Genomic DNA, 26,481 nt, shown 5'->3' on the forward strand with positions numbered 1-26,481 from the left:
GTCGACGCCCAGGACTTCCATCGCGTCGATCTCTTCACGGATGCGGCGGGCACCGAGGTCCGCAGTGATCGCGGTGCCCATCACGCCGGCCACGACCATCGCGTTGATCCAGGGCGCGAACTCGCGGACGCTCGCCATGATGAAGAACGAGCCAAGCCGTTCGGGGATACCGAAAAGGGAGAAGATGTTCCCGCCCTGCAGCCCCGGAGCCCCAAGGCCGAAGGCCGTGGTCGAGATGATCATCGGGATCCAGCACAGCTTCAGCGTCTGGAACATCTGCTCACGAACTTCGCCCCAGTAGCCAACAGGGTGCCGGAGGGCGGAGTAGAGCACGTCGCCCATCAGCCACACCATTTCGCCGGCCTGCTCCAGCGGACGCGCGACCGCGGAACCCAGGCCTGATCGCCGGCTCGCCTTCCGGCGCTGCCGGCCTTTCGCCTTGGGCGGTGCCGCTGCGTGCGTCGTCATCGGTGCACTCCTTGGTCGACTTCGAGTCTTGGTGGACTTCGAGTCAGTTCTGTCCGGCGGGACTCACCTGGGAAACGAGTCTCGCGCGATTCCGCCACGCTAGGATCGTCGAATCCTGCTTGGAAGCCACAGAACCGTTGCCATCACTACGAATCTCCGGATTTTTCCACTCCGCTCATGCGTCCGCGAAAAAAGCCGGACGCGCCGCCGACCACCACAGCCGTAGCCGCCGTCAGCCCGATCTGGAGAGGATCGCGGCCCGCTGGTACGAGCAAGGACAACGGAAGCGCGAGCAGATAGCTGCACAGCGCGGCTAGCGCGCCGTGTACCACGGGAAGGCTGGCGTTGCCGATTCGCCTTGAAGCAACGAAGAACGCGACCACAGCGACAAGCGGAAGCCACACATAACCCAGGACCGGTACCAAGGCCACGACCAGTGGCTGGACCAACCCGCCGATGAGGAGAACGCTGAACCCGGTCGAAGCGCCCCGGACCGCCTCGGGCGCGTCGATCCGGTCCACCCAGGACTGCCGGTCCGGACCGGCGGCGTTGTCACGAGCACGCGTCATGGAGATCCCGCCTTTACGCTGGCCCACCCCGACCTGGACGACGTCCTGCCGGACGTGCTCGGTAGCGACGGATTTCGAGTTGCGCACCCGCGGGAGGCATTCCGCTCGCGGCCGCGCCGGTGTCGCGGCGCTGAGCGCGGAGGATCGGACGGCGATTCGCGGCGATCGTCCACACCGGGCGAAAGCCGATTGGCGTTCCACGGCTGAGCCAGGCATCGTAGGCCGACGGACAGTACGCCGAGCACGGGTTCCCGGCGTCGCTGTTCCCGGAGTTCGACAATGAACACTGCGGAAGTATGTCCGGCCAACGCTGGTCCATATGGGCCAACGACGGCACCCGAGGGCCAACTTCAATCTCGGCCGAACGGGCCGAAGTTCTCCGGCGGTACCGCCTCGACCAACAGGCCGAAACGACGGCCGCGATGTCGCGGACCGCGTCGCCCTCGTCGGCCACGGCGTGCCAGGCCGTTGCGCCGCAACCGGACAGCGTGGCGAGCCGGCGCCGGACGAACTCCAGTTGCGCGTCCCGGGAAGAGAACGCCCGAGAACCGCGCTGCCAGTCGTCCACAGCCTTGCCGTCCTGGTCGGCGTGTTCCAGCCCCACTTCCCAGTCCCGTCGATACGGGTTGCGTTCGTTGTCCACCGAGATGCTGTAGGTGTGCCCCTGGTGCTCACTGGTGTAGACGGTGGCGTCCATGGCATGAGTCTCCGTAGTAGTAGTTCGGTTGTGGTGTAAGGAATCATGCTCGCTGGCGAGGCGGGTCGAGCAGTTTGGTGACGGCGGTGACTGCGGCGAGTCCGGGGGCCACGGCCGATCACACCCCGCACTGGCACACCCAGCGCGACCTGCTGCACACCATCAGCTGCTGCGTGAACTGGCCGAAGCCTGAGTCGGAAAACACCGCTCCTACGCCCATCGCCCCGACCCCGGCCGATGAACGACTCCCCGCTGTTGCGTCGCTACGTTCGGAACCCGCCGGTCAGTTACCGGCGTTGAACAGGCTGGTCACCGATCCGTCAGAGAAGACTTCGTCAATAGCGCGAGTCAGCAGGGGGGGCGATGGATTGCACGCTGAGCTGGGTGAAGTGCTTGTCGTCTGGAATGGGGAGGGTGTCGGTGAGGACGACTTCCCGGATTCCGCTAGAACTCAGGCGCGCAGCGGCGTTACCCGAAAGCACGCCGTGGGTGGCAGCGGCAATGACGCCAGCGGCACCTGCGGCGTTCAGGAGTCGGGCGGCGCCGACCATCGTGGTCGCGGTGTCGATCATGTCGTCCACGACTACACACAGCCGGTTTGCGACGTCGCCGACGAGCTGGCCGGTGTCGGGATGTTCGGCGTGGAGGGATTTCCGGTGCTGGATGAACGCGATGGGTTGCCCGCCGAGAAGGTCGGCCCAGGTTTCGGCGAGCTTGACGCGTCCGGCGTCTGGAGCGACCACGGTGATGGCCGAGTCCTGGTAGCGCCGCCGGACGTGCTCGGCGAGCAGTGGTTGCGCCAGGAGGTGGTCGACGGGGCCGTCGAAGAACCCTTGGGCTTGGGGTGTGTGCAGGTCGACGGTGATGATGCGATGGGCGCCGGCGGTGGTGAGCAGGTCGGCGACGAGCCGGGCGGAGATGGGTTCTCGTCCTCGGTGTTTCTTGTCTTGGCGGGCGTAGGGGTAGAAGGGCCAGATCACGGTGATGCGTTTCGCGCTGGCTCGTTTGAGCGCGTCGATCATGATCAGCTGTTCCATGAGCGCCGTGTTGAGCGGTCCGGTCGCGGTGTGCAGGACGAAGGCGTCACAGCCGCGAACGGACTTGTCGAAGCGCACGAAGGTCTCGCCGTTGGCGAAGGTGTGCGCGGTCTGCGGGGTTACCGACGCGCCCAGTTCGTCCGCGATGTGCTGAGCCAGGGCGGGGTGAGCGCCGCCGGCGAAGAACATGAGCCGCTTGGTCACCTCTCCCGGCAACCTGTTGCCCGGAGCGACGCCAGTGGCGATCGGGGTCGGTGTGGCGGCTCTCATCCGTTGTCTCCAGTAGACGCGTGGCAGGTGGTGGAACCGCGGGCGGAGCCGAGCGGGGAGCCGCCGACGGCTCCGCCCGCGGGATCGTGGGGCGTTATGCCAGGCGCCGGGTCAGCGCGTCGAACTCCTCGCGCAGGGCCGTGGGCAGCTTGTCGCCGACGGTGGCGAACCAGTCGCGGATCAGGTCGAGTTCGGCTGACCACTCGGCCGGGTCGATAGTGAGGGCCTCGTCGACATCGGCGGGGTTGATGTCCAGGCCGGTCAGGTCGAGGTCGCCAGCCGTCGGCACGGCCCCCAGCGGCGTGTCGGTCGCGTCGGCGGTTCCCTCGATGCGACCGAGGATCCAGGCGAGGACTCGTGAGTTCTCCCGGAACCCTGGCCACAGGAATCGGCCGTCCTCGCCGCGGCGGAACCAGTTGACTCCGAAGATCCGCGAGAGTTTCGCAGGATCAGCACGCTCGCCGAGGCTCAGCCAGTGGGCGAAGTAGTCGCCGACGTGGTAGCCGGTGAAGGGCAGCATGGCCATCGGGTCCCGGCGCACCACCCCGACCTCGCCGGTGGCGGCAGCGGTGGTTTCCGAGGAGAGGGTGGCGCCCAGGAACACGCCGTGCTGCCAGTGCCGGGACTCGGTCACCAGCGGGATGGTGGAGGCGCGGCGACCGCCGAACAGGATCGCCGAGATCGGCACCCCGGCGGGATCGTCCCATTCCGGGGCGATGCTCGGGCACTGCTGGATGGGGGTGCAGAACCGGGAGTTGGGGTGGGCAGCGGGCTCGGTGGAGTCGGGGTGCCAGTCGCGGCCCTGCCAGTCGGTGAGGTGCTCCGGCGCGGTGTCGGTCATGCCTTCCCACCAGACGTCGCCGGTGTCGGTGAGCGCGACGTTGGTGAAGATCGTGTTGCCCTGCTCGACCATCCGCATCGCGACCGGGTTGGTGCGGTAGCCGGTGCCGGGGGCGACGCCGAAGAACCCGAATTCGGGGTTCACGGCGTAGAGGCGGCCGTCGTCGCCGAAGCGCATCCAGGCGATGTCGTCGCCGAGGGTCTCGGCTTTCCAGCCGGGCAGGGTCGGTTGCAGCATGGCGAGGTTCGTTTTGCCGCAGGCGCTGGGGAACGCGGCGGCGACGTAGTGGACCGCGCCTGCAGGTGAGGTGAGTTTGAGGATGAGCATGTGCTCGGCGAGCCAGCCTTCGTCGCGGGCCATGACCGACGCGATCCGCAGAGCGTAGCTTTTCTTGCCCAGCAAGGAGTTCCCGCCGTAGCCGGAGCCGTAGCTCCAGATGGTGCGGTCCTCGGGGAAGTGCGTGATGTATTTGACGTCGCTGCACGGCCACGCCACATCGGCCTGGCCGGGCTTGAGCGGGGCGCCGACCGAGTGCAGGGCCTTCACGAAGTCGGCGTCCTCACCGAACTTCTCCAGCGCCATGGCGCCCATGCGGGTCATCAGCCGCATGGAGACGGCGACGTAGGCGGAATCGGTGATCTCCACGCCGAGTTTCGGGTTCTCCTCGGCGAGGGGGCCCATGCAGAACGGGAGCACATACATCGTGCGTCCGCTCATGCTGCCCCGGTAGAGCTCGGTCATGATGATGTTCATGTCGACCGGGTCCATCCAATTGTTGGTGGGCCCGGCGTCGTCGGCGTTCTCGGAGCAGATGTACGTGCGGTCCTCGGCCCGCGCGACGTCGCGCGGGTCCGATGTGGCGAGGAAGGAGTGGGGTTTCTGCGGGACGCGGACCAGCGTGCCGGCCTCGACCAGCGAGATCGTCAGGCGGCGCCATTCGTCGTCGGAGCCGTCGCACCACACCACCTTCTCGGGCGTGGTGAGTTCGGCGACTTCGTGCACCCACGCCAGCAGAGCGTGATGGGTGGTGGGTGCGTGATCCAGTCCAGGGATGGCACCGGCTGGGCGGTTGTCCGTCGAGGTGGTCATGGTGCCGCTTCCTGTGTTGCGGTTCCCGGTGTTGGTCAGCGGGAGGGTTGGGTGTGAAAGACGCTGGTTACCGCGTCGGTGACGAGGCGGGTCACGGCGATGCCTTTGACGAAGGGCACGGACCTGCCCGACGGTGGGATGTCGGTGAGGGCGATGGCGCACGCGCGGAGAATCTCGACGTCGAAGGCCAGGCCGGGTGCGTACACGGCGGCTCCCAGGAGCCCGGCCGCCGCGTACGGTGCCGCGCCGGTGTCCTCGCGGGTGATCACGGTGAGCCCGCCGAGCCGCCTGGTCGCGCTGGAGGGCAGCTCCCCGATGAGGTCGATCACGAGGTCGGCGCCGAAGACGATGTTGTGCAAGGGAAAGATCGTGGCGTCGGAGGAGTTCCAGGTGGTGATGTCGTCGACCCCGGTGGCCATGAGCAGCGAGGTGAGGACAGGCAGGTCCCGCGCTCCGGCAAGGACCACCCTGCTGCCGTGGGCTCGCCGCCCCGCCTTGGCCAGCGAGTCCACTGCCGCGGCGGCCAGGGCGATCGCGGTGACGTCCTCGTCGGTCAATAGCGGACGCGCGTGGCTGTCCTGCAGCTCCCGCTGCACCTCGCGGGCCCGCGCAGGGGCCACCCGGGTCAGCAGGACCGCGCCGATATCGGCGGGCAACGCCCGGATGCCTGCCGCGAGGCCGGCCGCGTCGGAGGCGAGGATGACGGTCGGCCGGACGGGAACGCGGGCCAGGCCACTGATCAGCTCAGCGCCGTCACGTAGCGTCGCTGTCAGGTCGGTGCCGCTGGGCAGGGCGCTGCCATCGGACACGATCGCCACCCGCTGGGCCTTGGAGTCCGCAGAAGAAGCCGACGTCATGGTTGCTATCCCCTGGCCTCTGTTGTGGTCAGTTCCGCGGGGTCGATCCAGTCGGTGGTGTCGATGCCATGGCGTTCGGCCAGGTCGAGCAGATCCTTGATGCGGGCGATGTGCAGGTAGATCTCGTAGTCGTGCCCGGCTTCCCGAGCGGTGGCCAGCTTTTGCTGCGCGCCCTGGACGCGACCTCGCAGCACTGTCACGAACTCACTCATCGTCTTCGCCTTTTCTCCGTCCCGACGCCCACGCGGGCGAGCCCGTACCCCGTCCACGCCGACTTCTCTATCGTCTATGCAGTTAAAGAAGTATGCAAGTCTTAACTTATGCGAGAATGCACACACCGTGCGTACGTCGACACGCCACGCACGGTGAGTGCGTCTACAGGTCGTTACCTGCGTAGGAGAGGTTGAAGCTCTTATTGGTCAGCGGGAAGTCCGGGACGATCGTGTCGGCCAGCGCGACCGGCAGGGCGGGCCAGTTGAAGAAGCTGGGGTCCACGATTTTCACCCGCGACAGCGTCCCGTCAGTGGTGATCTCCACGCGGTGCACGATGGTGCCGCGCCAGCCCTCGGTGATGCCCACCCCTGAGCGTGCGGCACCGCTGAGCCGGCCGAGACCCGAGGTGAAGGACGCGAGCCCGTCGTCGATCTCGCCCGCCAGGTAGGTGATCGCCCTGATCGATTGGGCGATCTCCTCGGCGCGCACCAGGAACCGCGACAGCACGTCACCCTCGGTGCGGACGTGCTCGACGCGGGGAAACGCCCCGTCCAGGAACGGATGGTCATGGCGGGCGTCGACGGTCAGGCCGCTGGCGCGGGCCACATACCCCAGGGTGCCCAGGTCCGTGGCCTGCGTGGTGGTGAGGATCGCGGTGCCGGTGAACCGGTCGGCGACAACGCTGTTGCCCAGGGCGAGGTCGACGATCTCGGCGACGTCGGCGCCGATCGCGGCCAGCTGATCGGGGTCGGGCAGGGTGTGGACGCGCGTGCCGCCGGGCCGGATCGCGCCGCGCAGCAGCCGGTGCCCGGTGACGTCGTCGTTGATCCGCAGCAGTTGTTCGCGGACGCGCTGGGCGTGGGTGTTGAGGATGGCGTGGCCGACGTCGTTGCACAGCGCGCCGAGATCGGTGACGTGGTTGTAGAGCCGTTCCAGCTCCAGCAGGATCGCCCGCAGCCGGTTGGCGTCCTCGGAGACCGGGATGCCGCATGCGTCTTCGACGGCGTGGCAGAACGCGAGGGTGTGCCCGACGGCGGCGTCACCGCTGACGCGTTCGGCGAGGTCGAGCGCCTGCTCGGGGCGGCGTCCCTGAAACAGCTTCTCCAGTCCTTTGTGGACGAACCAGAGGCGGGCTTTGAGGTTGAGGATGGTCTCGCCGACGACGGAGAAGCGGAAGTGGCCGGGTTCGATCATCCCGGCGTGCACCGGGCCGACCGGGATCTCGTAGACGCCGTCTCCTTCGACGGTGCGGAACGGGTACGGGCCGTCGACGTCGCCGAACTCGGGGGGTTCGCCAGCGTCGCTCAGCATCGGGTACCAGCCAGCCGGCCAGTGGAAGTGGCGGACCAGACGACGGGGCAGCGGGTGGTCGGTGGGCACGATGCCGAACAGGTCGCGCATCTCGCGTTCGAACCGCCCAGCCGCGAAGGACAACCCGGCCAGGCTGGGCACCCGCGGGTCGGCGGGATCGAGCCGGACGTGTAGTTCGACGCGCCGCTCCGGGCCGGTCGCGGTGAACAGGTACACCGCTCGCAGCGTGTCGCCGTCGTCGTGTCCGGCGACCAGCGCGAGGCGGTGTCCGTGCTCGAGTAACGCCTGCGCCCGCTCCGGTAGCTCGGCGGCGGCGATGGTGCGGGCAGTGCGGCGATATCCGGCCGCGCTGCTGAACGACGACGACGGCGCGCTGGTCATGGTGCCCCCGTGACGGCGGTAGCGGCGGTGTGCAACAACGAGGTCAGCGGTCCAGCGGCGATACCGAGGGCCGCACATGCCACCAGCCCGGCCGTCAAGACGACGGCGACCGTGATCGGCAGCGGCCGGGTAGCGGTGGCCGCGCCCGGCCCGTCCGGCGGTGCGCCCAGCAGCATCCGGCTGGTGTGCCCGATCAGGGCAGCGGCGATCACCAGCACCACGAGCAGCGCGGCAGCGGTCACCCAGCCGAGCCCCGCCGCGAAACCGGACCGGGCGATGCCCAGTTCACTGGCGAAGATGCTGAACGGCGGCAGCCCGATCAACGCGAGGACCCCGAATCCCAGACACCCGGCCAGCACGGGTTGCCGCGCGGCCAGCCCGCGGACACCGTCGATACGACTGGTGCCGGTGGTCTGCAGCAGCCGCCCGGCACCGAGGAACAGCACCGCCTTGGCCAGGCCGTGACCGAGGACGTGCAGCAGGGCAGCGGCCAGTGCCAGTGGGCTGCCGACGGCGGCGCCGAGGGCGACCAGGCCGAGGTGTTCGATGCTGGAGTAGGCCAGCATCCGCTTGTAGTCCCGCTGCGCCAACAGGAGCGACGCCGCCACCGCGAGGGACGCCAAGGCCATGACGATCAGCACGGCGCGGGTGAACCCGGTGCCCAGCGCGGCGTCGGCGATGACCTTGACCCGCAGGATCGCGTAAAACGCCACCGACAGCAGCACCCCGGACATCAGCGCCGACACGGGCGCCGGGGCTTGGCTGTGCGCGTCGGGCAGCCACGCGTGCAGCGGTGTGAGTCCGGCCTTGGTGCCGAACCCGAGGATGAGCAGCACCACGGCGATCCGCGTCACGCCCGGGTCGAGGCTGTGCGCTGTGTGGGCGAGCGCGGCGAGGTCCAGGCCCGGCGTGCCGGGGGCGTGCTGGGCGGCGAAGTTGAGCAGGAACGTGCCCAGCAGGGCGAGCGCGATGCCGGTGGAGCAGATCACCACGTACTTCCACGCCGCTTCGATCGCGGTCCGGGTGCGTCGTTGCCCGACGAGGAACGCGGTGACGATGGTGGTGGCTTCGATCGCGACCCACAGCACGCCGAGGTTCGCGGCCAGCACCGCCAGGGCCATCGCGGCGAGGAACACCTGCACCAGGACGCTGTGCCGGGCGGCGGTGCGTGCGGTTGCCCGGTCCGCGTCGATTTCGCCGCGCAGGTACGCCGGGGTCGCGGCGGTCGCCAGCAGCGCGACCGAGCCGATCACGATCAGCATGAATGCCGACAACGCGTCGACCCGGATCAGCCCGGCCAGCGCCGTGCGCGGCCCGGACCCCGACACGGCGGCGGCCGTGATAATCGCGGCAGCCAGCACGAGGGCGGAGGAGCCGGCGCTGATCCATCGGGTGGCTGGTCGCCACCCGCCCAGCAGGTACACCGCGGCACCGAGGAGTGGCACGACGATCGGGGCGAGGACCAAGGCGGTGTTCATACCGCCTCCGGGAGAAAGTACGGCGGCGGTCATGAGTCGCGTAGCTCCCGCAGTTCGTCGAGGTCGGCGGTGCCGAAGGTCTCCCACATCCGAGACGCCAGGATCTGCAGCACCAGCACCGCCAGCAGCACGTCGAGGGACACCCCGAGCTCCACGACCAGGCCGGCACCGGAGGTGGTGAGGAACCCGACCGCGGTGATCCCGTTGTCCATCAACAAGAACCCGACCAGTTGGGACAGGGCGCGGCGGCGGGTGACGAGCACGAAGAACCCGATCAGCACCACCGTCATTCCGACCGGGATCGCCTGCGTCGCCGCCGAGGGCGCCAACGCAATCAGCGGCTGCGACACCGCATAGGCCAGCATCGTCAGCACCGCCACCGACAGCAGGGACGCGGCCACGTTGACCAGCGGCCGGGTTTCCCGCCGCGCCGCACCGGCCTTCACCAGCGCCCGGCGCAGCAGATACGGCAGGACACCGACCCGCAACACCGCGATCCCGGCCGCGACGAACCCCAGTTCGACCGAGCGTTCGTGCACGGCCAGCACCGCCACCAGGGCCGTCAAGGCCAGTCCCTGAACGGCGAACACCCGGATGATGACCGCGAGTTCGCGGCGCCACACGATGAGCACCGCGGTCAGCAGCAGCGCACCACACGCCAGATCCAGCGCTTGCACATACGCGGTGTCACTCACGAAGCCAGTCCTCAGCGGACATTCGACGAAGTCCTTTCATGTCAGTGCTCCATGACCCGTGGCCGGGTCGCTCGGTAGGGGTGAGAATGTGTGGGTCGTCCGGCGACGTCGTGTGGCCTTGATGCCGGGTGCTCGAATGTCAGTGGGACGCGGGAGCCTGCGGTACCCGGTAGTGCTGCCATGAGCGCGTGATTCAGACTCGTTGTCGACAGGCTCCTCCGGACGGCGCGACTGCGTCGGAAGGAGCCGAGGCGATGGACGTGGTGATCCAGCGATGCGCGGGGATCGACATCGGCAAAAAGACGATGGCGGTCACGATCCGGACGCCCGGGCAGGGCAAGCGCCGCAGGACCGAGACGCGCACGTTCGCGACGATGACCGATCAGGTGCTCGCGCTGCGCGACTGGCTGCTCGGCGAAGGTGTCGAGGTCGCGGGGATGGAAGCGACCGGGGACTACTGGAAACCGGTGTTCTACCTGCTCGAAGACGCGCTGGAGTGCTGCCTGCTCAATGCCGGGCACCTCAAGGCCGTCCCGGGACGCAAGACCGACGTCAAAGACTCGGAGTGGATCGCCCAGCTGGTCGAGCACGGGCTGGTCCGCCCGTCGTTCGTCCCGCCGCCCCCGATCCGGGAACTGCGCGACCTGACCCGCTACCGCAAGACCGTCATCGAGGAACGCACCCGCGAAGTGCAGCGGCTGGAGAAGATCCTCGAAGACGCCGGCATCAAACTCAGCTCGGTCGCCTCCAGCACCGTCAGCGTCTCCGGCCGGGCCATGCTCGCCGCCTTGATCGACGGGGAGCGGGACCCCGCGGCGCTGGCGAACCTGGCCAAGGGACGCATGCGCCGCAAAACCCCGATCCTGCAGCAGGCGTTGCGCGGACGCTTCGACGCCCACCACGCCGTCCTCGTGCGGGAAATGCTCGCCCGCATCGACGCCGCCGACGCCACCGTCGCCCGGCTTTGCCACGAGATCGCCGAACGGCTGCGACCCTTTCAAGAGCAACTCGACCTGCTGATGTCCATCCCCGGCATCGCCCGCCGCAACGCCGAGGTGCTCATCGCCGAAACCGGCGGCGACATGACCGCGTTCGGTTCCCCCCACCGGCTCGCGGCCTGGGCCGGCCTCGCACCCGGCAACAACGAGTCCGCCGGCAAACACCGGCCCGGACACACCCGCAAGGGCAACAAATGGCTCGGCTCCGCACTCGTGGAATCCGCGCACGCCGCCGCCCGCACCAAAAACACCTACCTCGCCGCGCAGTACTGGCGCCTCTCCGGCCGCCGCGGCAAGAACCGCGCCGCCGTCGCCGTCGCCCACTCCATCCTCGTCATCGCCTACCACCTCCTCGACCGCCACCAGCCCTACCGCGACCTCGGCGGCGACTACTTCACCAGCCGACTGCCCGACCACGCCCACGTCCGCCGACTCGTCGCGCAACTCGAACGACTCGGCCAGCACGTCACCCTCACCCCCAACAACCCGGAGGCGGCTTGACAGACCAACTCGCCTATTCACGATTCAGGCCAGGAAGAACGACGCGGCGACCGCGAGCAGGGCGAGCAGGAACGACCCCGCGAGGAGTTCGGGAACCCGGAACAGGCGCAGCTTCGCCAGGAACACCTCACCGGCGGCCAGTACCGTGCCCAGGACCGCGACCTTCACCACCCACACCAGCACCCCGGCGAGGATCGCGAGCGGGGCGGCGGTGGTGGCGATGCCCCAGGGCAGGAACAGGTTCGCCAGCAACCCGAGAAACACCGTCAGCCGCATCGCCGAGGCGAGCTCGACCAGCGCGAGGTCCGGACCCGCGTATTCGAGGATCATGGCCTCGTGCACCATGGTCAGTTCCAGGTGCGTGGAGGGGTTGTCCACCGGCAGCCGCCCGGTCTCGGCGACGATCACCACGATCAGCGCGACCGCGGCGAGCAGGCTGGCCGGGGAGATCACCCGCGCCGGGTCGTGCAGGGTCGAGGTGACGATCGAGGCCAGGTTGGTCGACCCGACCCGCACCGACAGCGCGAAGATCGCCACCAGCAACGTGGGCTCGACCAGCGCGATGATCGTCATCTCGCGGCTGGCGCCCATCCCGCCGAACGCGGTCCCGGTGTCCAGCCCGGCCAGTGCCAGCGCGACCGTGCCCAGCGCGAGCAGCGCGACCACCGCGAACAGGTCCGCCACCGCGGCCACGGCGGAGTCGGTGGTCGCGAACGGCGCCACCACCGCGACCACCAGTGTCGTGGCGACCAGCACCAGCGGCGCGAACCGGAAAATCTCACTCGTGCCGCGCGGGGCGATTCGCTCCTTGCCGAAGAGCTTGCGCAGGTCCCGCCACGGCTGTCCGATCCCTGCGCCGGCGCGGCCTTCCAGCTTGGCCCGGACCTGTCGCATTACCCCGGCCAGCACCGGGGACGCGGCCACCACGACGACTGGCTGCAGCACCCCGCCGACGATCCCGAGCGCGCTCACCGGGTCACCGCCAGCAGGACCAGGACGGCGCACACGGTGTAGAAGCCGTAGCCGAGGTACCGGTGCACGCTCCCGGTCGCCAGCCTGCGTCCCACCCGGCCCCACGCGGACACCGCGGTCAGCACAGGCTGGTAGAGGCGGCGTTCGATCCGGTCGGGTACGCGGCGCCGGTACTCCACGGCTTGCACGAGGTAGGCGGATTCGCGGTGGTGCGTGACGTCGACGTCGGTTTCGGGCTGCACGACGTCGTCGAACACCCGCTGCAGTGGCTCGGCGAACGAGGTCGCGGTGTATTCCATCCGCGCCGACATCGGCCCGGCGCCGCAGTCCCACAACCGGGCGGCCCGCCGTGCCCGCCGGGTTGCGACCAGCCGCACCGCCCCGGCCGCCACGAGCACGGCGGCCAGCAGCGCGAGCGTGAGCATCAGCGGTGAGAGGGCACCGGTGATCCCGGCCAGCCGCATCGTGACCGCTCCGGTCACCGCCGGCCCCGCCGAGGGCAGCGCCGTGCTGGCAGCCGTGGCGATACTGGGCAGCACGAGGGCGGGCGCGACCGCCAGGACCGCGCTGACCGCGGCGGCCACTCCCATCCCGGCCAGCATCGTCGGTGGGCTCTCGTGCGCGTTCTCCGCGGCGGTACTGCGGGGCCGGGCCAGGAACCCGACGCCGAACGCCTTCACGAACGTCGCCACCGCCAGCCCGGCGGTCAAGGCGACCGCCGCGACCGCCAGCGGCATCGCGATCGCCGTCGCGACGCCCGATGTGGGCAGGCCGTGGATCAGGGCTTGCAGCAGCAGCCACTCCGACACGAACGCCGTCCCTGGCGGCAACGCCGACGCCGCCAGCGCGCCCCACCCGAACGCCGCCGTCGTCACCGGCATCGTGGCGCGCAGGCCACCGAGCGCGTCGAGGTCGCGGCTGCCGGTCGCGTGCAGCACCGACCCGGCCGCGAGGAACAGCAGGGTCTTGAACGCCGCGTGCCCGATCACGTGCAGCAACGCCGCGCTCAACGCCAGCGCCGCCAGCACGTGGTCACCGGACGCGGCGAACAAGCCGGACGCGCCGACACCGACCAGGACCAGTCCCATGTTCTCCGTCGTGGAGTACCCGAGCAGCCGCTTCAGATCGGTCCCCATCGCGGCCTGCAGAATCCCGTACACCGCCGAGACCGCGCCGAGCGTGAGCACCAGCAGCCACCACCACCGCGGGCCGCCGCCGAGCAGGTCGGACCCGATCCGCACGATCCCGTACACCCCGAGGTTCACCATCGCCGCCGACATCAACGCCGACACATGACTCGGCGCCTCCGGATGAGCGCGGGGAAGCCACGCGTGCAGCGGCACGATCCCGGCCTTCGACGCGAAACCCGCGAACATCAGCACGAAAACCAGCCCCGCGGTCGCGGGCGGCAGGTGCGAGGCGGCCTCGCGCAGCGCCGGGAACGAGTCGCCGGTGGCGTGCCCGGCCAGCACCAGAAGCCCGATCAGGATGGTCACAAACCCGAGGTGGGTCATCACCGCGTACCAGCGGCCCGCCCGCGCCACCTCCGGGCGGCGACGGTGCTCGGCGAGCACCAGCAGCAGCGAGGTGGCCGCCATCAGTTCCCAGCACACCAGCAGCGTGCCCGCGCTGGAGGCGACCGGCACCAGCAGCATCGCCGCCACGAACACCGGGAACACGGCCTGGAACAGCCGGGAATCGAGGCCGTGCCGGGTGTAGGAGATGCCGTACATCCCGGCGGCGACCGCGACGCCACCGGTGACCGCCATGAACAGGCCGCCCAGCCCGTCCATCGTGAACGAGACACCGGACAGGGGCAGCACCCCCGGCAGGGCAAGGGAAAACGCCTGACCGGCCATCGCGGCGGCACCCGCCGTCACACCGGCGGCCCCGGCCAACGCCGTACCGACACCCACCACCGCCGAGCGCACCCGCTGCGGCACGACCAACGCCGCAACGGTGCCGAGCACCCCTACCACCATGGCCGCACCGAAGCCGACAGCAGCGACGTTCATCGACCGGTCAGCTTCCGCAATCCCTCGACAATCGCCTCCGGCCGCGGCGGGCATCCCGCGATCTCCAGATCCACCGGCACCACGTCCGACACCGCACCGGCCAGCCCGTAAGCCCCAGCGAACGCGCCGCAGTTCCGGGCGCAATCCCCGACCGCGACCGCGAGCCGGGGCGCGGGGGTCGCCTCGTAGGTGCGCCGCAACGGTGCCGCCATGTTCCGCGTCACCGGCCCCGTCACCAGCAACGCATCCGCGTGGCGCGGCGAGGCGACCAGGCGCGCGCCATAGCGTTCGGCGTCGTAGACCGGCCCGAACGCCGACCCGATCTCCACCTCGCACCCGTTGCACGAGCCGGCGTCCACGTGCCGCACCTGCACCGAACCGCCCAGTGCAGCGGCGGCCGCGGGCATGTCACCGCTCGGTCGAGGTGGCGCGGGCTCGGCCACCCGGCCGGTCCGGCGGATCTTGCGCCACAAGCTCAGCACACGCTGCTCCTGACTGTCGTTCTCAAGAAGGGTGCGGTCCAGTCCGCCTGGGCGACTGAGCAGAGGACCAGGCGCAGTGGACCGCGGCTCATGCGCTCCGCGAGTCCTACGTCGGCGGAGGCGGCCCTGCCGACCCGGCCGGAGCGCGCAGGTCGTCGAGCAGCTCGATCTGCCCGGTGAGCACACCGGTCAGGATCTGCCGCGCGACCCGCAGCAGCTCCGCGACGTGCGGGCTGGTCAGCGAGTAGTAGACAGTGGAGCCTTCCTTGCGGGTCACGACCAGCCCGGCGCGGCGCAGCACGGCCAGCTGCTGGGACAGGTTCGCCGCTTCGATCCCCACCTCGGGCAGCATTTCCGCCACGGCATGTTCGCGTTCGCTCAGCAGCTCCAGCACCCGGATCCGCGCGGGGTGGCCCAGGGTCTTGAAGAACTCGGCCTTCGCTTGGTAGAGGGGTCTGCTCACGGACGCTCCTCCTCACGCACGCGCCACCACGGCATCATGTTCAACACTTGCTAACCTTAGCAAGTCTGAAATCCTATTGTGCACTGAGTGGACCGCATCGAGAGGCACGAGATGCGCCAACCGACCGTCGCCGACGTCGTGACCAGGGCCGTCGTGTTGCGGGGCATGACGTTGGTGTCGGTGCCTCCCGTCGTTGTCGGGGCTGCTTTCCACCCGGTCCAGTCGTCTCACCGGACCCGGCTGCCCCCAGCTCCTACCGCTCCGCTGCGACGGACCGGCGGCGCGGGCCTCACACCCGCACACGGATCAGTGAGGTCGGCTCGGAGCGCCGTGCCCGCGTTGCCGCGGGTGGGTTTCTCCGAGCCGCCTCCCGAACCCGGCGTGCCAGTTGTCCCGGCACCGGGCTCTCCACAAGTCCCGGCGGGATCGTGTTGGTCTCATGCGACGCTCGGCCATGGCGACGGGATGCGCGCGCCCCGGTAGTAGTAGCGCTTCGCGCGTACCCTGGCGGGGTCGAACAGCCCAATATCGCCATCGGCGGGCCAGATGCCGTAGCGTCGACGCAGTTGCTTCCATGGGGTGCGTCGATGCTTGCGTTTCTGCCACCGGACGATCTCCTTCCACAAGTATGACCGTAGGTAGCTGAAGGTCGCGTTCGAGCATCCGTACTTGAAGTACGCGGTCCAGCCCCGCAGCATCCGGTTGAGCTGGAGCAGCAGGACTGCGAGCGTTTGGTTCGTGTTCTTCCGGCAGGTCGTCTTGATCTTGGCCATGACGGCAGCGAGCGCCTTCTTGGCCGGGTAGACGCGACGAACTCGCCGATGTCTTCCAGCCGCACCTCCCGCCAGTCCACGCCGCGACCGTCGAGGAAGGCGAACCAGTCCTTCAAGTCATGGGCGTAAGCCTTGATCGTGTTCGGGGACCGCTCGATGTCGGTCAGATAGGCCAGATACCGCTCGATCGGGCCGACCGGGGCGTCGTCATCGCCCAGAACGGTCCACGACTCCAGCGGCGAGGCGGGTGAAACGACCCGCTGAACAAGCATTGCTCCTCCGGAAGATCCGCGTGATGGACGGCGGCAGATAAGCACGTCCAGCACGCAGTCGCCCGGCTCTCACCTCCTCGTGTCCAACATGGACGACACAGGCCAGCGGGCTCAAGATAACGATCGCGTTCGTGGTGCACACCACCGTGCGGATTTCCTTGTCAAACTGGAGAAACGGCACGAACTCGGCCCACGCGTTCTCCCACAGCCTGATGATCGCCGGGTAGCGGGCCTCCCACTTCTCGCCGAAGGCGGCCAGTGGGGGCTCTCCCAGCTGGCACCCGGCGGGCGGCTGGTGATACCCCTGCGGATTCGCGGAAGCGTGTCGCGCTCGATCGCGTTTGAGCGGGACCCCGACGGTGGCTGGCGCAGCGCCGAACACGCGATGTGCGGCTTCGTCCCGCTGCGCGGCGGCATCGCCGACGACCCCCGCAGCCGGATCGACCTGACCGGCGACAACACCGTCACCCTCCAATCCCACCAGGACCAGCCCTTCGCCCCCGAACGGCTGACCGGCGTGCTCGACCAGCCCCGCAGCGAGATGTGGACCGGGGTCACTTTCGCCCGGATGGAATCGTTGGAGTGGATGTACCTCTGGCTCACCTGCGCGCTACCCGGCGGCCTGCGCAGCATGCCCGCGGAGCAGACCGCGATCGACTCCGGCCGCATCACCCCGATGTTCCGCACCGGGATGGCCGTACCCGGCGACGGCGAGTTGGCCTACCTCGCCAAACGTCCCGGCGGCCACGACAGCGACGGCCACGAACTCACCGAAACCGGCGTCATCGGGCACGGCCCCCACGGTGGCGAACTGGCGGCCCGCGTCGCCGACGAGATCCGAACCTGGCACCGGGACTTCCGGCACCGGGACGTCCGGTTCGAGATCCCCGCCGACGGCACCGACACCTCCGACCCCACGCGCGGCCGGTTCTTCCTCGACCGCCCCCATCACCCCATCACCGTCGTCTGGCAGTAAGCCGAACCAGTGGTGGTGTTCGACCACGCGGGGCGACTACCGGACACACGAGAAGGCCGGGGCGGCGCGTTCCTGATCGCCGCTCCGGTCCCCTCGCCCTTCCCGTCAGGCCGATGCCCGCACGAGTTGGCGTGAGGCTTGCCCGATCACCCGTTGGTGTCCGCACCGTGGCTGGCTACGGTCGTTGACGTGACCGAAACCGAAGCTGGTGCTCGCCACAAGCCCAGTGCGCTGGAACTGATCGCGGAGTGCGTCGCACGGCTGCGGATGACCGAGCCTGCGGACACGCCGGCCGTGCTTCTGGCGGCGTGGCACGGGTTCGGCACCGCCGAGGCCGCCGGCCGCATGCTGCGCTGCGACAACGACGAGGACGCCGTGCTCGCGCGCAACGCGACGCCGGTGTTCGAGGCCGTCGCCGTGCTGATGCGGCGAGCACCGTCGATGCCCTACACCGACTTCGTGGTGGAGAACATCAGCGGCCTGGTCCCCGATGGCTACCAGCCGACGAGCAACGCCGACCAACTCGACGACCCACTCGCGGTCCCCGACATGTCGCCGGCTGGGAGTGTTCGCAGCGGCATTCTCGCGCTCGCGCTCGAACTGAACACCCTGCTGCCCGAAGCAGCCGAGAACGCCACCGCACCGGACGACCGCGTCGCGTGCGAGCACGGAACCAGACTGGCCTACGAGCTGTCGAACTGCTGGGAGGGCAAGCTCACCTCCTACATGAATGGCGGGCGGGATCTCATTGGCGACCGTCGAACCCAACCGGTAGGCGCGAAACCCAAGCAGGGAAAGAAAAAGCGCAAGCCGAAGCGGAAATGATCTGAGCATGTTGCCGACAGATCGGGTCGTGCTGGTCGATCTGGAAAACGTGGTGGGGTTTCGGCCCAAGCGACGAACCTTGCGCAGCCGGATGACCGCGCTGCTCGACGCCGCCGGGCCGTGGCACCACGCCGTCGCCGCCTACGCCTGCATCGAGGACGCCGACGACGCCACCGCCTCCACCCTGGCGGCGCTCGGCGTCGCACCCCTGCGCGTCACGCCCGGACCCGACGCCGCCGAACTCGCCCTGCTCGCGCACGCGCGGCGGATGCAGGCCGACGGCTGCACCCGCTTCACCGTCTGCTCCGGCGATCACGCCTTCGCCGTACTCGGCGACGCCGACGCCTCGACTCTCGAAGTCCTTGTCTGGCAAGGACAACCGGTCGCCGCCGGCCTCGCGGCAGCCGCCGACCACGTGCACCGACTCCCTCGGCTGGGCGAAGGCGACATCCCGGTTCGGCCCGAGAACACCGGCAACCTCGGGCGCCTCACGCAGCGCCGCGCCACATCCCGCTCGAAGCGACAGCCTCAACTGCCGTGGGACGGGCTTGTCACAGGATTCGCCACCGGCATCGGCATCGTCCTCGGTGCACGGCTCGGCAGCCTGCTCTGGCCCGGCGCCGCCGTTGACGAACGCCGCGGCCCGCGTTAACCGAAAGTGTCAGGGCGTCAGTCAACGAGTTTCGTCACCGTGGCGGTGATCCGTCCGTCGTAACCATCGACCACGAGGTACCAGCGAGCGTCGTAAGGCACATCGAGGATCGTGGGGCTGCTTTCCCAGTAACCGCCGTGGTATTCGTACTCCTCGCCGTCGAGGTAAGCCTGGTACTCCTCGACATCCATCAGGCACACCCTGGCAGGAACTCCGCGCAATTCGACCTCGACGGACGTGGCACCCACGCACGGGCCGAGATCCCAATACAGGTGTTCCATGCCACCATCCTTTCGCAGCCCGACCGGGCGCGGTGATCACCCGCTTATCCGGGAGGCGTGCGTCCGGGGTTCGGACCGGCGCATGCAGGTCCGCGTGCGGATCGAGTGTCAGTGCTCGTTCAGGAAGGCCGTCTTGACCAGTTCGGCGGCGTCCACGAGCGGGCCGGCGGGGACGGCCATCTCGCCCTGGGTTGTCAGGTCGCTGCTGTCTTCGGTGAGCACCCAGGTCACGCGCACGGAGGTGGCCTGCGGGTCGCGGGCCACGAGCACGTAGTCGTCCACTTCAGTGCGCCACTCCACGTTCGGCCGCAACGACTCCGGTGTGAGCGTTACCTCGGCGTTCGCGCCGCGCTGTGCCCAGTCCACTGGGTAGCCGCGCGGGGTTATCCGCGAAGCCACCGAATCGAGCACGCTCCAGTGCGAAGTCTCGCGCCCCCGGACCGGCTCGACCAGCCGCGACAAGTCCGCCTCGTCACGCTCGTCGAAGTCGGCGATCTCGCAGTTGTGGAAGGTCAGGACGATTTCCGGTCTGGCGACGAACCGGTCCCGGCTGACCACGCGCACTCCCACACCGTCGAGGGCTACGCCGAACAAGTGTGCACGGCCTGCCTCGATGTGCGTCGGGCGCGCTTGCCTCCATGCGTCCAGCCGCGCGGCCCGATCCTCGGTCGTCGGCGTCACCGTGTCGCCGAACAGTCCCGGTGGGACATAGCCAGGCAGCGGCGACGTCTTCTCCTTCGACGGCGGCTCGAGGTATTGCTGCTCTTCGAGGTCATACAGCCGGTCGAGGATCTCCGCGACCCGGTCCACCCGGCTGATGGAGCCGAGGAGGTCGATGTCGAGGGTGATCGGAGGCCGCGGGACACCGCGAGCCCGGTCGGTCAGCGCCATGATCTCGCCGGCGTTCGCGGTCCTGGTGTTGCTGTGATCGCGAACGTAGATCGCGCCATCGGCCAGCTGGTCTTCTCCGGGCACGCCGTACGCCTTGTGGCAGGGGTAGATCGGTTGCCCGTCCTCGGGTGGCAGCCCGATGACGAATAGCACCTCCCGATCGCCGTCCGCGCTGATCCGGCCGAACTCGAAGCCGGGGAACGTCGCACCCAGGTAGGGCCGGAGCCGGTCCGCGAGCTCGTGGGGCTCCGCACCGCGAGCGACACCACCCGCCTCGCCTTGCTGCGCGCCGATCACCAGCACGGCGTAGCCCTTGAAGTGCCGGGCCGCATCCTCGGGCAGCCGGTTCGCGCAGGCCAGGAGAAACTTGGCGATCTTCACCAGCCCCGGCTTCGAGGCGATGTCCACGGTGCTCTTGGCTTCGAGATAGCTCGTCTCCGCCGCATCACCATTCGCGACGACGTGATTCAGAACGGACCGCAGAATGCGCTCGCCCAGCGGTACGACATTCGTATCCACCCATCAACCTCCACACGCCTGCCTTCGTCCGTTCGGTCAGACGGTAATGCCAGACATCGAACCCCCGCGCGAACGAGGCAAAACCCCAGGTCAACCCGTGTCGCGGACCCGCTTGAGCACAGCAGGAAGAACGGAGACATAACGGAGCCCAGACTGCCCGTTAGCAACCGCAAACATGATCTTGAAGTCGCCAAAACCGCAGGTAGAAGCCCTGCAATCGAAGCCCGTTTCAAGATCGCCGCGATCGAACCCGCGGGCTTTTAATCCGTAGGTTCTGGGTTCGAGCCCCAGGCGGCCCACCACTCCTTCCCGGTCAGCGGCTTGTCGGTCGCGGCCGAGCGAGATCGGCTCCCCGGTTTATCCCCGGATTTGCGGGCCAGCTGGATCCCGTCAGTGTCCGAAGAGATCCGGTGAATTCCGGTCAGTCGCCGTCGCGTTGCTTGACAGCGCCCCGCGGACAGCATCTTCCCCCACAACGCACGAACGGCACGCGACATCGACGTCGCGTGCCGGGGCAGGTCGCGGGAAGCTTCAGTCCTCTGCGCGGAGTTCCGCGTTGAGGCGCTGGGCTTCGTGGAGCTGGTCTTCGAGGGTGACGATGCGGCAAGCGGCTTCCACGGCGGTGCCCTGGTCCACCAGTTCCCGTACGCGGGTGGCCAGGCGCAGCTGGTGCCGGCTGTAGCGGCGGTGTCCGCCTGGCGAACGCTGCGGCGTGATCAGGCCGGCTTCGTCGAGGCTGCGCAGGAAGTTCTGGCTGGTGCCGAGCATGTCGGCGGCCCGGCCCATGGTGTAGGCGGGGTAGTGCTCGTCGTCGAACTTGTCGGCCCCGTTGGGCGTGGCCGGTCCTTCTTGGTCAGGGATCATTCCACCTCCACGTCAGAAAGGACCCCGGGTGCCTGTGCGGCACCCGGGGTCCTCAAGGGTTGGGTTTCACCATTGTCAACCGGCGCGAAGGCCGGCTTCCTGCACCCGCGTCCGGCATACGGCCGGGTGTTGCGGGGATCGCTCATTCGTGACCGAGAACCACCTCCGAACTCGATGGGACTGCGGCACCCGCGCGGCGCTTTCCGGCCGCTGCGGGCGATCCAATGATGTTCCCTTTCCCTTTCTTCCGGTTTTCTCCTGCTGGGTACTGCGTTTTCACTTCCTGCGAACGCCACCGCCGGGGAACCCCTTCACCTGATCGGTCCCAGCACGCTGACGCCGCTGGTCACTGCCCGGAGCCCGTTCACTGATCGGCCCCGGCCACCTGACCGGTCCTGCACTTGCACTTCAACTACCACTGAACTTCGCGGGCGCACTCGCTCCGCCCGCGTCTTGCACTTCTCGCCCCCGGGGCCGGTACTTCCGAAACAACTTGATGCACAACCCGGCCCCGGGGTTACTGCTCCCGGTCACCGGACGGAACCCGTTTTACTGATCGGCTCCGCACCGCCTGACCGGCTCATCTCACTTCGCGGGCAGTTACGTCATCTCCCGCGCCTGATTGACGTTGTCTTTCTCGGTACGACCAGAAGACTACACACAGCCGCGACCGAATGTCTACTCCGGTCAGCATAGATTTTCTTCGGCGCGTCGGGGTCAGCGGCCGGCGTCGTCCAGCCGGCGGCGAAGGTCGGCGATTTCCTGCTTGGCGTCGGCGAGTTCGTCCTCCAGGCCCACGATGCGGTCCGCCGCGGCGAGGGTGTGTCCGGTGTCGAGCTGTTCTCGCAGACGAGCGATGAAGGCCAGCTGACGGCGGGAGTATCGCCGGTGCCCGCCGCCGGACCGCTGCGGGCGCACCACGTCGGCGCTGTCCAGGCTGCGCAGGAAGGCTTGCTGGACGTCGAGAAGTTCGGCGGCCTGCCCCGTGGTGAAGGCCGGGTAGTCCTCGTCGTCGAGCTTGCCGAGGTCAGTCATGGGCGCTCCTTCGCTCGACGGGGACGCCGGTCGGCATCACCCACATTATCTACGTTGCGTGCTTGACACAATCTCCAGTGCGGGCTATAAGTTCAAGCAGAAGCTGTGAATGGCTGGTAGGCCCATCGAGAGATGGTCTGGGAGTGATTCACGATGCCGGAGGCCACCGAACGGACAGCCGGCACGGCGTTCGCCGAGCTGGTCTGCGCGGACCCGGAGTGGGCACGCGCGGAATTCGACGCGATCGTGGCCGCGAACTTCCCCGCCGTTCCTCCTCGCGACAGGCCGCGGCCCCCGGAACCGGTTCCGGCGCGCCGCCCCAGCGGAATTCGGGCGGTGCGGGAGACCCCGGAGAGGTCGAGCGAGCGGTTGCTGGCGGCGCGACGGTGGCGTGGGGCCAGGTCTCCTCCGCTGTTTGCTCGCGATGGTGCTGCTGTGCAATGAAACGACGGCGCGAACGGGGAGGTGATACACCGTCGCGTTCGAATCGGAGCTGGACGTCGGCAGCGCGCGGCAATGACTGGGCCGCAGCAGGACCGGGGCGTTGCGCACCAAGGCCCGCCCCCGCGTCTCGTGGCGAAGCGATGCGAGCCCGCCGCGCCTCCGCCGTCCGGCGGTGATCGCGCGACACCCAGCCGTGCTTGTCCGAGGCCGGACGCGAGAGTTGCTCGGTTCTCGGCAGACGCGGATCCGACACCGCGCTCCGGCCCCGCCGTCCCCGGTCTGCCCGGGATCGGCGGGGCCGTGCGTTTCCCGGGCGGTCAAGGCGACGGCCGCCCCGCGTTCAACCGAAAGTGTGCCGTCGAGAACAGGTTTATCGACTGGGAGCAGTGTGACGGGACGCGGATACCGCTGCGGCCCGCGATGACAAGCGGAGCAGGAGGTAGTCAGTGGTCATGTTGATGCGCACAGACCCGTTCCGGGAGCTGGACCGGCTGTCTCAGCAGCTCTTCGGCACGGACGGCACCGCCACCCGCCCGGCGGCGATGCCGATGGACGCGTACCGCTCCGGGGACGACTACATCGTCAAGTTCGATTTGCCCGGGGTGCCGGCGGACGCGATCGACGTGGACGTGGAACGCAACGTGCTCACCGTGAAGGCCGAACGCGGCCCGGATTACGGCGAGAACGACGACGTGCAGGTCGCCGAGCGTCCCCGCGGCACGTTCAGCAGGCAGTTGTTCCTCGGCGAAACGCTGGACGCCGAGCACGTGGAGGCCAGCTGCGAAGCCGGTGTGCTGACCTTGCGGATCCCGGTGGCGGAGCGGGCCAAGCCGCGCAAGATCAGCATCTCCGGCGGAGAGGAGCGCAAGAAGATCAACGCCTGAACCCCCATCCCTGCCGCGCGGCCCCGCCGTCGACGACCATGCCTGGCCCGTCAAGGCGGGGCCACGTCCTTGGACGCGGCCCCGGACACGCACTGGAGGTACCGAGATGGCGTGGGACATCCCGGAAAACGACGCGGCGGACCAGCAGCACGAAATCGAACCTCCCGACTGGGCGGACGACGCGGCGGCCGTCGAACAGGCAGTGGACGGCGTGGCCGCCGATCCGGTCGACGTGGCCGAGCAGCAGCGGCCGGTCCCGCCCGACGATCCCGTTCCCGAGGCCAGCACCCAGCACCAGTGACGAAGGTGGTGAACCCCAAATGGCGCGCCCGCGGCGATCTCCCCGGCCCGGGCACTTCCTGGACGCGGCCTCCCGGTCCCTCGCTCAGGCCACCCGGCAGTTGCTGGACGCCGCGGCCGGCGGGGTGACCCACGACCATCTGCGGCAGGTCGGGTGGTACCTGGTGCAGCTGACCGGCGGGTTGGCCGAGCTGACGGCGACCGCCGCGGTGCGGCTGGACGAACACGCGCGGATCCGGTTGTTGCGCACTCAGGAAGGCGGCGACCCGACCGAAAACCTGACGCGGGCGGCCCGGCTGCTGACCGAGCTGCGCCAGGCGCTCGATCGGGCGGACGAGGCGGCCCGCGACTACTACGCGTGCCTCAGCCGCCTGGTCGTCGACGCCGATCCGTCCCTCACCGGTAAAGAACCGCGCAGGGGGTGAGCGGTGCCGGAGCCTCGCAGCGACCCGTACGCCGTGCTGGGCCTCACCTCGGCAGCCAGCCAGCGGGACATCACGCTCGCGTACCGACGCCTGGTGCGGGAGCTTCACCCGGACGCTTCCGGAGGAGACGCCGAACGGCTGGCCGCGGTGATCGCCGCGTACCGGTTGTTGCGCACTGCCGCGAAGACCGACCGTGAGCGCACGCGGGAGTCGCCGTCCGGCACCGCCGTGCCCGTCCGGGTCCACCGCGATGACGTCCACCGCGATGACACTGCGTCCGCCGCCCGGCAGGAACCCGACCTGCGCGTTGGACCGGTGCGGTATCAGCCTGGTCCGCGCAGGCGCTGACTGTCCTAAATGGACTTCGTACTGATGTCCTGAAGAGTGCGCGACGGAAGCTCGCCGTACGCAGCGCGGTAGTGGGCAGTGAAAACGCTGGGCCGCGTATAACCCCAACGCGCCGCAACCTGGGTGACAGTCGTCTGCCCCGGAGCAGCAGCCTTTAGCTCCGCCCGCGCATGGTCGAGACGGACGCGCCGCAGATAAGCCATCGGCGTCAGGTCGAGGTGCCTTCGAAACGCCAGCTGCACGGCCCGCGAGGACACTCCAGCCGCCTGGGCCAGGTCGGCGGCGGTGAGATCCCGATGGGGATTGGCTTCGATGAACGCGATCGCGCGGCGCAAAGCCTGGGGATGCGCGTCGAGATCGGAGCCGGCGCGCTCCTCCGACGCGGTCGTGGGAAACGCCGTGAGCACGGCGGCGGCGAGGTGCTGGGTCGCGGTGCTGACCAGCAGCGGATGCTCGCCGATGTCCGGAGCGGAGAGGACTTGATCCCGCAGGTAGGTGATGGCGTTGCGCAGGTGCTCGGCACCCGCGGCCGACACCGGGATGTGGTCGAGCAGCTTGACCGGCTTTTCGGTGCCCGCGACGCGGGTCAGGACGGCCGGGTCGAGCATGGTGATGCTGTAGCGGGCCCGGCAGATCCGGCCCGAGTACGGGCGGTCGGGCGGGGCGAAGGAGAACAGGTCGCCGGGGGCGAAGTCGGCGGATTCGGTCCACCCGGCGACCCGGTGGTCCTCGATGGTTCCGGCTTCGATGTCGCAGAGGCAGATCCGGCCCAGCGGGTCGACGTCGTAGCTCATGTCGAAGTGCAGGTCGAGCTCGTCGGCGCTGACGGTCTCCGTGGCGACCCGGGTGATGCGGGCGCCCGCGTCGCGGCTGCCGCTGCCGATCCGCATCGGGGCGTAGGAATAGCAGAGGAATTCCTCGGTGCGGTCCAGGTCGTCGCTGTCGAACACCACGTGTCCTGGGGTGGACATACGCCGGTTCGTCCTCCGTCCCACGCCGGCAGCAAGAACCCCGGCGGGTCCTTCGGCGTCGTCCAAGGACCTCCGACGTCGTCTGTCGCGGGGCAGCGCCCCGGTTACCCGCGCGAGCCGGGTGCCAAACCGCTCAACTCGGCGCAGGCGTCGTCGATGCTGGCGGCGAGGTGGAGCAGGACGTCGACCCGGGTGACGCTCAGCGGCCGCAGCACGGCGCGGTTGCCGCCGGTCACCACGATCAGCCGGCGCCCTTTGGCGCGAGCGGCGCGGTGGGTGCCGAGCATCAGCGACATCCCGACGACGGCCATGAAGTCCAGTCCGGTGCAGTCGAGCACGATGTCGCGGCCGGTCCGCAGCTGAGTGTCCAGCACGTCGGCGAGGTCGTCGGCGGTGGCGAGATCGAGCGCACCGCTCAGCCGTACCAGCACGAGGGAGCCCACGGCCCCGCTCCGGATCGCCAGGCCGCCGGGGCGCAGCGGCCGTTCGGTTGTCTCGGACATCAGCGGGTCTCTTCCTGTCGTCTGTGTGGCCTACGCCGCGAGGGGCATCGCTTCCCGAAGGCACCGCTGAATCTCACTGCTCGGTTGCCGACCTCTCGAATCCGGATTGACCGGGGGTTGTCTCCACCGTGCAGGGCTCGTCGGAAACGGTCTAGCGGCGGAACCGAACCCCGGCTACCCG

The 26,481-nt window shown here is 69.0% G+C and carries 28 protein-coding genes and 3 pseudogenes; 8 read left to right on the forward strand and 23 right to left on the reverse strand.

Features of this window, described 5'->3' with window-relative positions; all coding sequences use genetic code 11:
- The 10 genes and pseudogenes from H5411_RS09995 to H5411_RS10040 all read right to left on the reverse strand — a co-directional run.
- A partial coding sequence (locus H5411_RS09995; RefSeq protein ID WP_183123643.1) for an MlaE family ABC transporter permease occupies positions 1–468 on the reverse strand: 468 nt, incomplete at its 3' end.
- Positions 469–614: 146 nt separating this feature from the next.
- Entirely contained in the window at positions 615–989 is a 375-nt protein-coding gene (locus tag H5411_RS10000) for a hypothetical protein (protein WP_244194633.1), read from the reverse strand.
- A gap of 61 nt (positions 990–1,050) precedes the next feature.
- The gene (locus H5411_RS47480) at positions 1,051–1,734 is read right to left on the reverse strand and encodes a hypothetical protein (RefSeq protein WP_229857379.1); all 684 of its coding nucleotides are present in this window, start codon (positions 1,732–1,734) and stop codon (positions 1,051–1,053) included.
- Positions 1,735–2,017: 283 nt separating this feature from the next.
- Positions 2,018–2,960, reverse strand: a pseudogene (locus tag H5411_RS10010) (ribose-phosphate diphosphokinase).
- Between the two features lie 175 nt (positions 2,961–3,135).
- A complete protein-coding gene (locus tag H5411_RS10015; protein WP_101436378.1) occupies positions 3,136–4,971 on the reverse strand; it encodes a phosphoenolpyruvate carboxykinase (GTP) in 1,836 nt (611 codons plus the stop codon).
- Positions 4,972–5,006: 35 nt separating this feature from the next.
- Complete coding sequence (locus H5411_RS10020) at positions 5,007–5,828, reverse strand: hypothetical protein (protein WP_101436379.1); 822 nt, start codon at positions 5,826–5,828, stop codon at positions 5,007–5,009.
- Positions 5,829–5,833: 5 nt separating this feature from the next.
- Positions 5,834–6,040: a hypothetical protein gene (locus tag H5411_RS10025; RefSeq protein WP_101436380.1), complete on the reverse strand. Its 207-nt coding sequence runs from the start codon at positions 6,038–6,040 to the stop codon at positions 5,834–5,836.
- Positions 6,041–6,203: 163 nt separating this feature from the next.
- Positions 6,204–7,733, reverse strand: a complete 1,530-nt coding sequence (locus tag H5411_RS10030) for a hydrogenase large subunit (RefSeq protein WP_101436381.1) — start codon at positions 7,731–7,733, stop codon at positions 6,204–6,206.
- Positions 7,730–9,211: a proton-conducting transporter transmembrane domain-containing protein gene (locus H5411_RS10035; RefSeq protein ID WP_101436382.1), complete on the reverse strand. Its 1,482-nt coding sequence runs from the start codon at positions 9,209–9,211 to the stop codon at positions 7,730–7,732. Before H5411_RS10035 ends, H5411_RS10030 begins: the two co-directional genes overlap by 4 nt.
- Positions 9,212–9,240: 29 nt before the next feature.
- Positions 9,241–9,906, reverse strand: a complete 666-nt coding sequence (locus H5411_RS10040; RefSeq protein ID WP_101436383.1) for a hypothetical protein — start codon at positions 9,904–9,906, stop codon at positions 9,241–9,243.
- 254 nt (positions 9,907–10,160) lie between these two features.
- On the opposite strand from H5411_RS10040, the gene H5411_RS10045 reads away from it, so the two are divergent.
- A complete protein-coding gene (locus H5411_RS10045) occupies positions 10,161–11,405 on the forward strand; it encodes an IS110 family RNA-guided transposase (RefSeq protein ID WP_144643590.1) in 1,245 nt (414 codons plus the stop codon).
- A gap of 24 nt (positions 11,406–11,429) precedes the next feature.
- Here the strand turns inward: H5411_RS10045 and H5411_RS10050 are convergent, their stop codons facing one another.
- The 7 genes and pseudogenes from H5411_RS10050 to H5411_RS10080 form a co-directional block, all read right to left on the reverse strand.
- On the reverse strand, positions 11,430–12,377 hold the full coding sequence (locus H5411_RS10050; protein WP_101436385.1) for a respiratory chain complex I subunit 1 family protein: 948 nt from the start codon (positions 12,375–12,377) through the stop codon (positions 11,430–11,432).
- Positions 12,374–14,392, reverse strand: coding sequence for a proton-conducting transporter transmembrane domain-containing protein (locus H5411_RS10055; RefSeq protein WP_101436386.1), 2,019 nt, complete (start codon positions 14,390–14,392; stop codon positions 12,374–12,376). The genes H5411_RS10050 and H5411_RS10055 overlap by 4 nt, the downstream gene beginning before the upstream one ends.
- Positions 14,389–14,874, reverse strand: coding sequence for an NADH-quinone oxidoreductase subunit B family protein (locus tag H5411_RS10060; protein ID WP_208637361.1), 486 nt, complete (start codon positions 14,872–14,874; stop codon positions 14,389–14,391). Before H5411_RS10060 ends, H5411_RS10055 begins: the two co-directional genes overlap by 4 nt.
- 106 nt (positions 14,875–14,980) lie before the next feature.
- Entirely contained in the window at positions 14,981–15,337 is a 357-nt protein-coding gene (locus H5411_RS10065) for an ArsR/SmtB family transcription factor (protein WP_101436387.1), read from the reverse strand.
- A gap of 437 nt (positions 15,338–15,774) precedes the next feature.
- Entirely contained in the window at positions 15,775–16,110 is a 336-nt protein-coding gene (locus H5411_RS10070; RefSeq protein ID WP_101436388.1) for a group II intron maturase-specific domain-containing protein, read from the reverse strand.
- A gap of 32 nt (positions 16,111–16,142) precedes the next feature.
- A pseudogene (locus H5411_RS10075) lies at positions 16,143–16,382 on the reverse strand (site-specific integrase); the annotation flags it as partial.
- A gap of 109 nt (positions 16,383–16,491) precedes the next feature.
- Positions 16,492–16,626 (reverse strand): annotated as a pseudogene (locus H5411_RS10080) (transposase); the annotation flags it as partial.
- 78 nt (positions 16,627–16,704) lie between these two features.
- Here H5411_RS10080 and H5411_RS10085 point away from each other — a divergent pair.
- The 3 genes from H5411_RS10085 to H5411_RS10095 all read left to right on the forward strand — a co-directional run bounded on the left by H5411_RS10085 (position 16,705) and on the right by H5411_RS10095 (position 18,835).
- A complete protein-coding gene (locus tag H5411_RS10085) occupies positions 16,705–17,358 on the forward strand; it encodes a class I SAM-dependent methyltransferase (protein WP_183123704.1) in 654 nt (217 codons plus the stop codon).
- 189 nt (positions 17,359–17,547) lie between these two features.
- Entirely contained in the window at positions 17,548–18,183 is a 636-nt protein-coding gene (locus H5411_RS10090) for a hypothetical protein (protein ID WP_143271397.1), read from the forward strand.
- A gap of 28 nt (positions 18,184–18,211) precedes the next feature.
- Entirely contained in the window at positions 18,212–18,835 is a 624-nt protein-coding gene (locus tag H5411_RS10095) for a hypothetical protein (protein WP_143271398.1), read from the forward strand.
- 17 nt (positions 18,836–18,852) lie between these two features.
- Here H5411_RS10095 and H5411_RS10100 read toward each other — a convergent pair whose 3' ends face one another.
- The 4 genes from H5411_RS10100 to H5411_RS10115 form a co-directional block, all read right to left on the reverse strand.
- Complete coding sequence (locus H5411_RS10100; RefSeq protein ID WP_101436391.1) at positions 18,853–19,116, reverse strand: DUF1883 domain-containing protein; 264 nt, start codon at positions 19,114–19,116, stop codon at positions 18,853–18,855.
- A gap of 108 nt (positions 19,117–19,224) precedes the next feature.
- Positions 19,225–20,526 carry a hypothetical protein gene (locus H5411_RS10105; protein ID WP_101436392.1) on the reverse strand — a complete coding sequence of 434 codons (1,302 nt, stop codon included), beginning with the start codon at positions 20,524–20,526 and terminating at the stop codon, positions 19,225–19,227.
- Between the two features lie 531 nt (positions 20,527–21,057).
- Positions 21,058–21,390 (reverse strand): MerR family transcriptional regulator, encoded by a 333-nt coding sequence (locus H5411_RS10110; RefSeq protein WP_101436394.1) that lies wholly within the window; start codon positions 21,388–21,390, stop codon positions 21,058–21,060.
- A gap of 717 nt (positions 21,391–22,107) precedes the next feature.
- Complete coding sequence (locus H5411_RS10115) at positions 22,108–22,425, reverse strand: MerR family transcriptional regulator (RefSeq protein ID WP_101436395.1); 318 nt, start codon at positions 22,423–22,425, stop codon at positions 22,108–22,110.
- An 896-nt stretch (positions 22,426–23,321) separates the two neighbouring features.
- On the opposite strand from H5411_RS10115, the gene H5411_RS10120 reads away from it, so the two are divergent.
- From H5411_RS10120 to H5411_RS10135, 4 genes are all read left to right on the forward strand, one after another.
- Positions 23,322–23,753 carry an Hsp20/alpha crystallin family protein gene (locus H5411_RS10120; protein WP_101436396.1) on the forward strand — a complete coding sequence of 144 codons (432 nt, stop codon included), beginning with the start codon at positions 23,322–23,324 and terminating at the stop codon, positions 23,751–23,753.
- Positions 23,754–23,859: 106 nt separating this feature from the next.
- Positions 23,860–24,054 carry a hypothetical protein gene (locus tag H5411_RS10125; RefSeq protein ID WP_183123644.1) on the forward strand — a complete coding sequence of 65 codons (195 nt, stop codon included), beginning with the start codon at positions 23,860–23,862 and terminating at the stop codon, positions 24,052–24,054.
- Between the two features lie 19 nt (positions 24,055–24,073).
- Positions 24,074–24,478 (forward strand): hypothetical protein, encoded by a 405-nt coding sequence (locus H5411_RS10130; protein WP_183123645.1) that lies wholly within the window; start codon positions 24,074–24,076, stop codon positions 24,476–24,478.
- Positions 24,479–24,481: 3 nt separating this feature from the next.
- Positions 24,482–24,826, forward strand: a complete 345-nt coding sequence (locus tag H5411_RS10135; RefSeq protein ID WP_183123646.1) for a J domain-containing protein — start codon at positions 24,482–24,484, stop codon at positions 24,824–24,826.
- Between the two features lie 5 nt (positions 24,827–24,831).
- Here H5411_RS10135 and H5411_RS10140 read toward each other — a convergent pair whose 3' ends face one another.
- Positions 24,832–25,797, reverse strand: coding sequence for a helix-turn-helix transcriptional regulator (locus tag H5411_RS10140; RefSeq protein WP_183123647.1), 966 nt, complete (start codon positions 25,795–25,797; stop codon positions 24,832–24,834).
- Between the two features lie 104 nt (positions 25,798–25,901).
- Positions 25,902–26,300: an STAS domain-containing protein gene (locus H5411_RS10145; RefSeq protein WP_101436401.1), complete on the reverse strand. Its 399-nt coding sequence runs from the start codon at positions 26,298–26,300 to the stop codon at positions 25,902–25,904.
- Positions 26,301–26,481: the final 181 nt, after the last annotated feature.

It is taken from the genome of Amycolatopsis echigonensis, assembly GCF_014174495.1.
Taxonomy (GTDB): domain Bacteria; phylum Actinomycetota; class Actinomycetes; order Mycobacteriales; family Pseudonocardiaceae; genus Amycolatopsis; species Amycolatopsis echigonensis.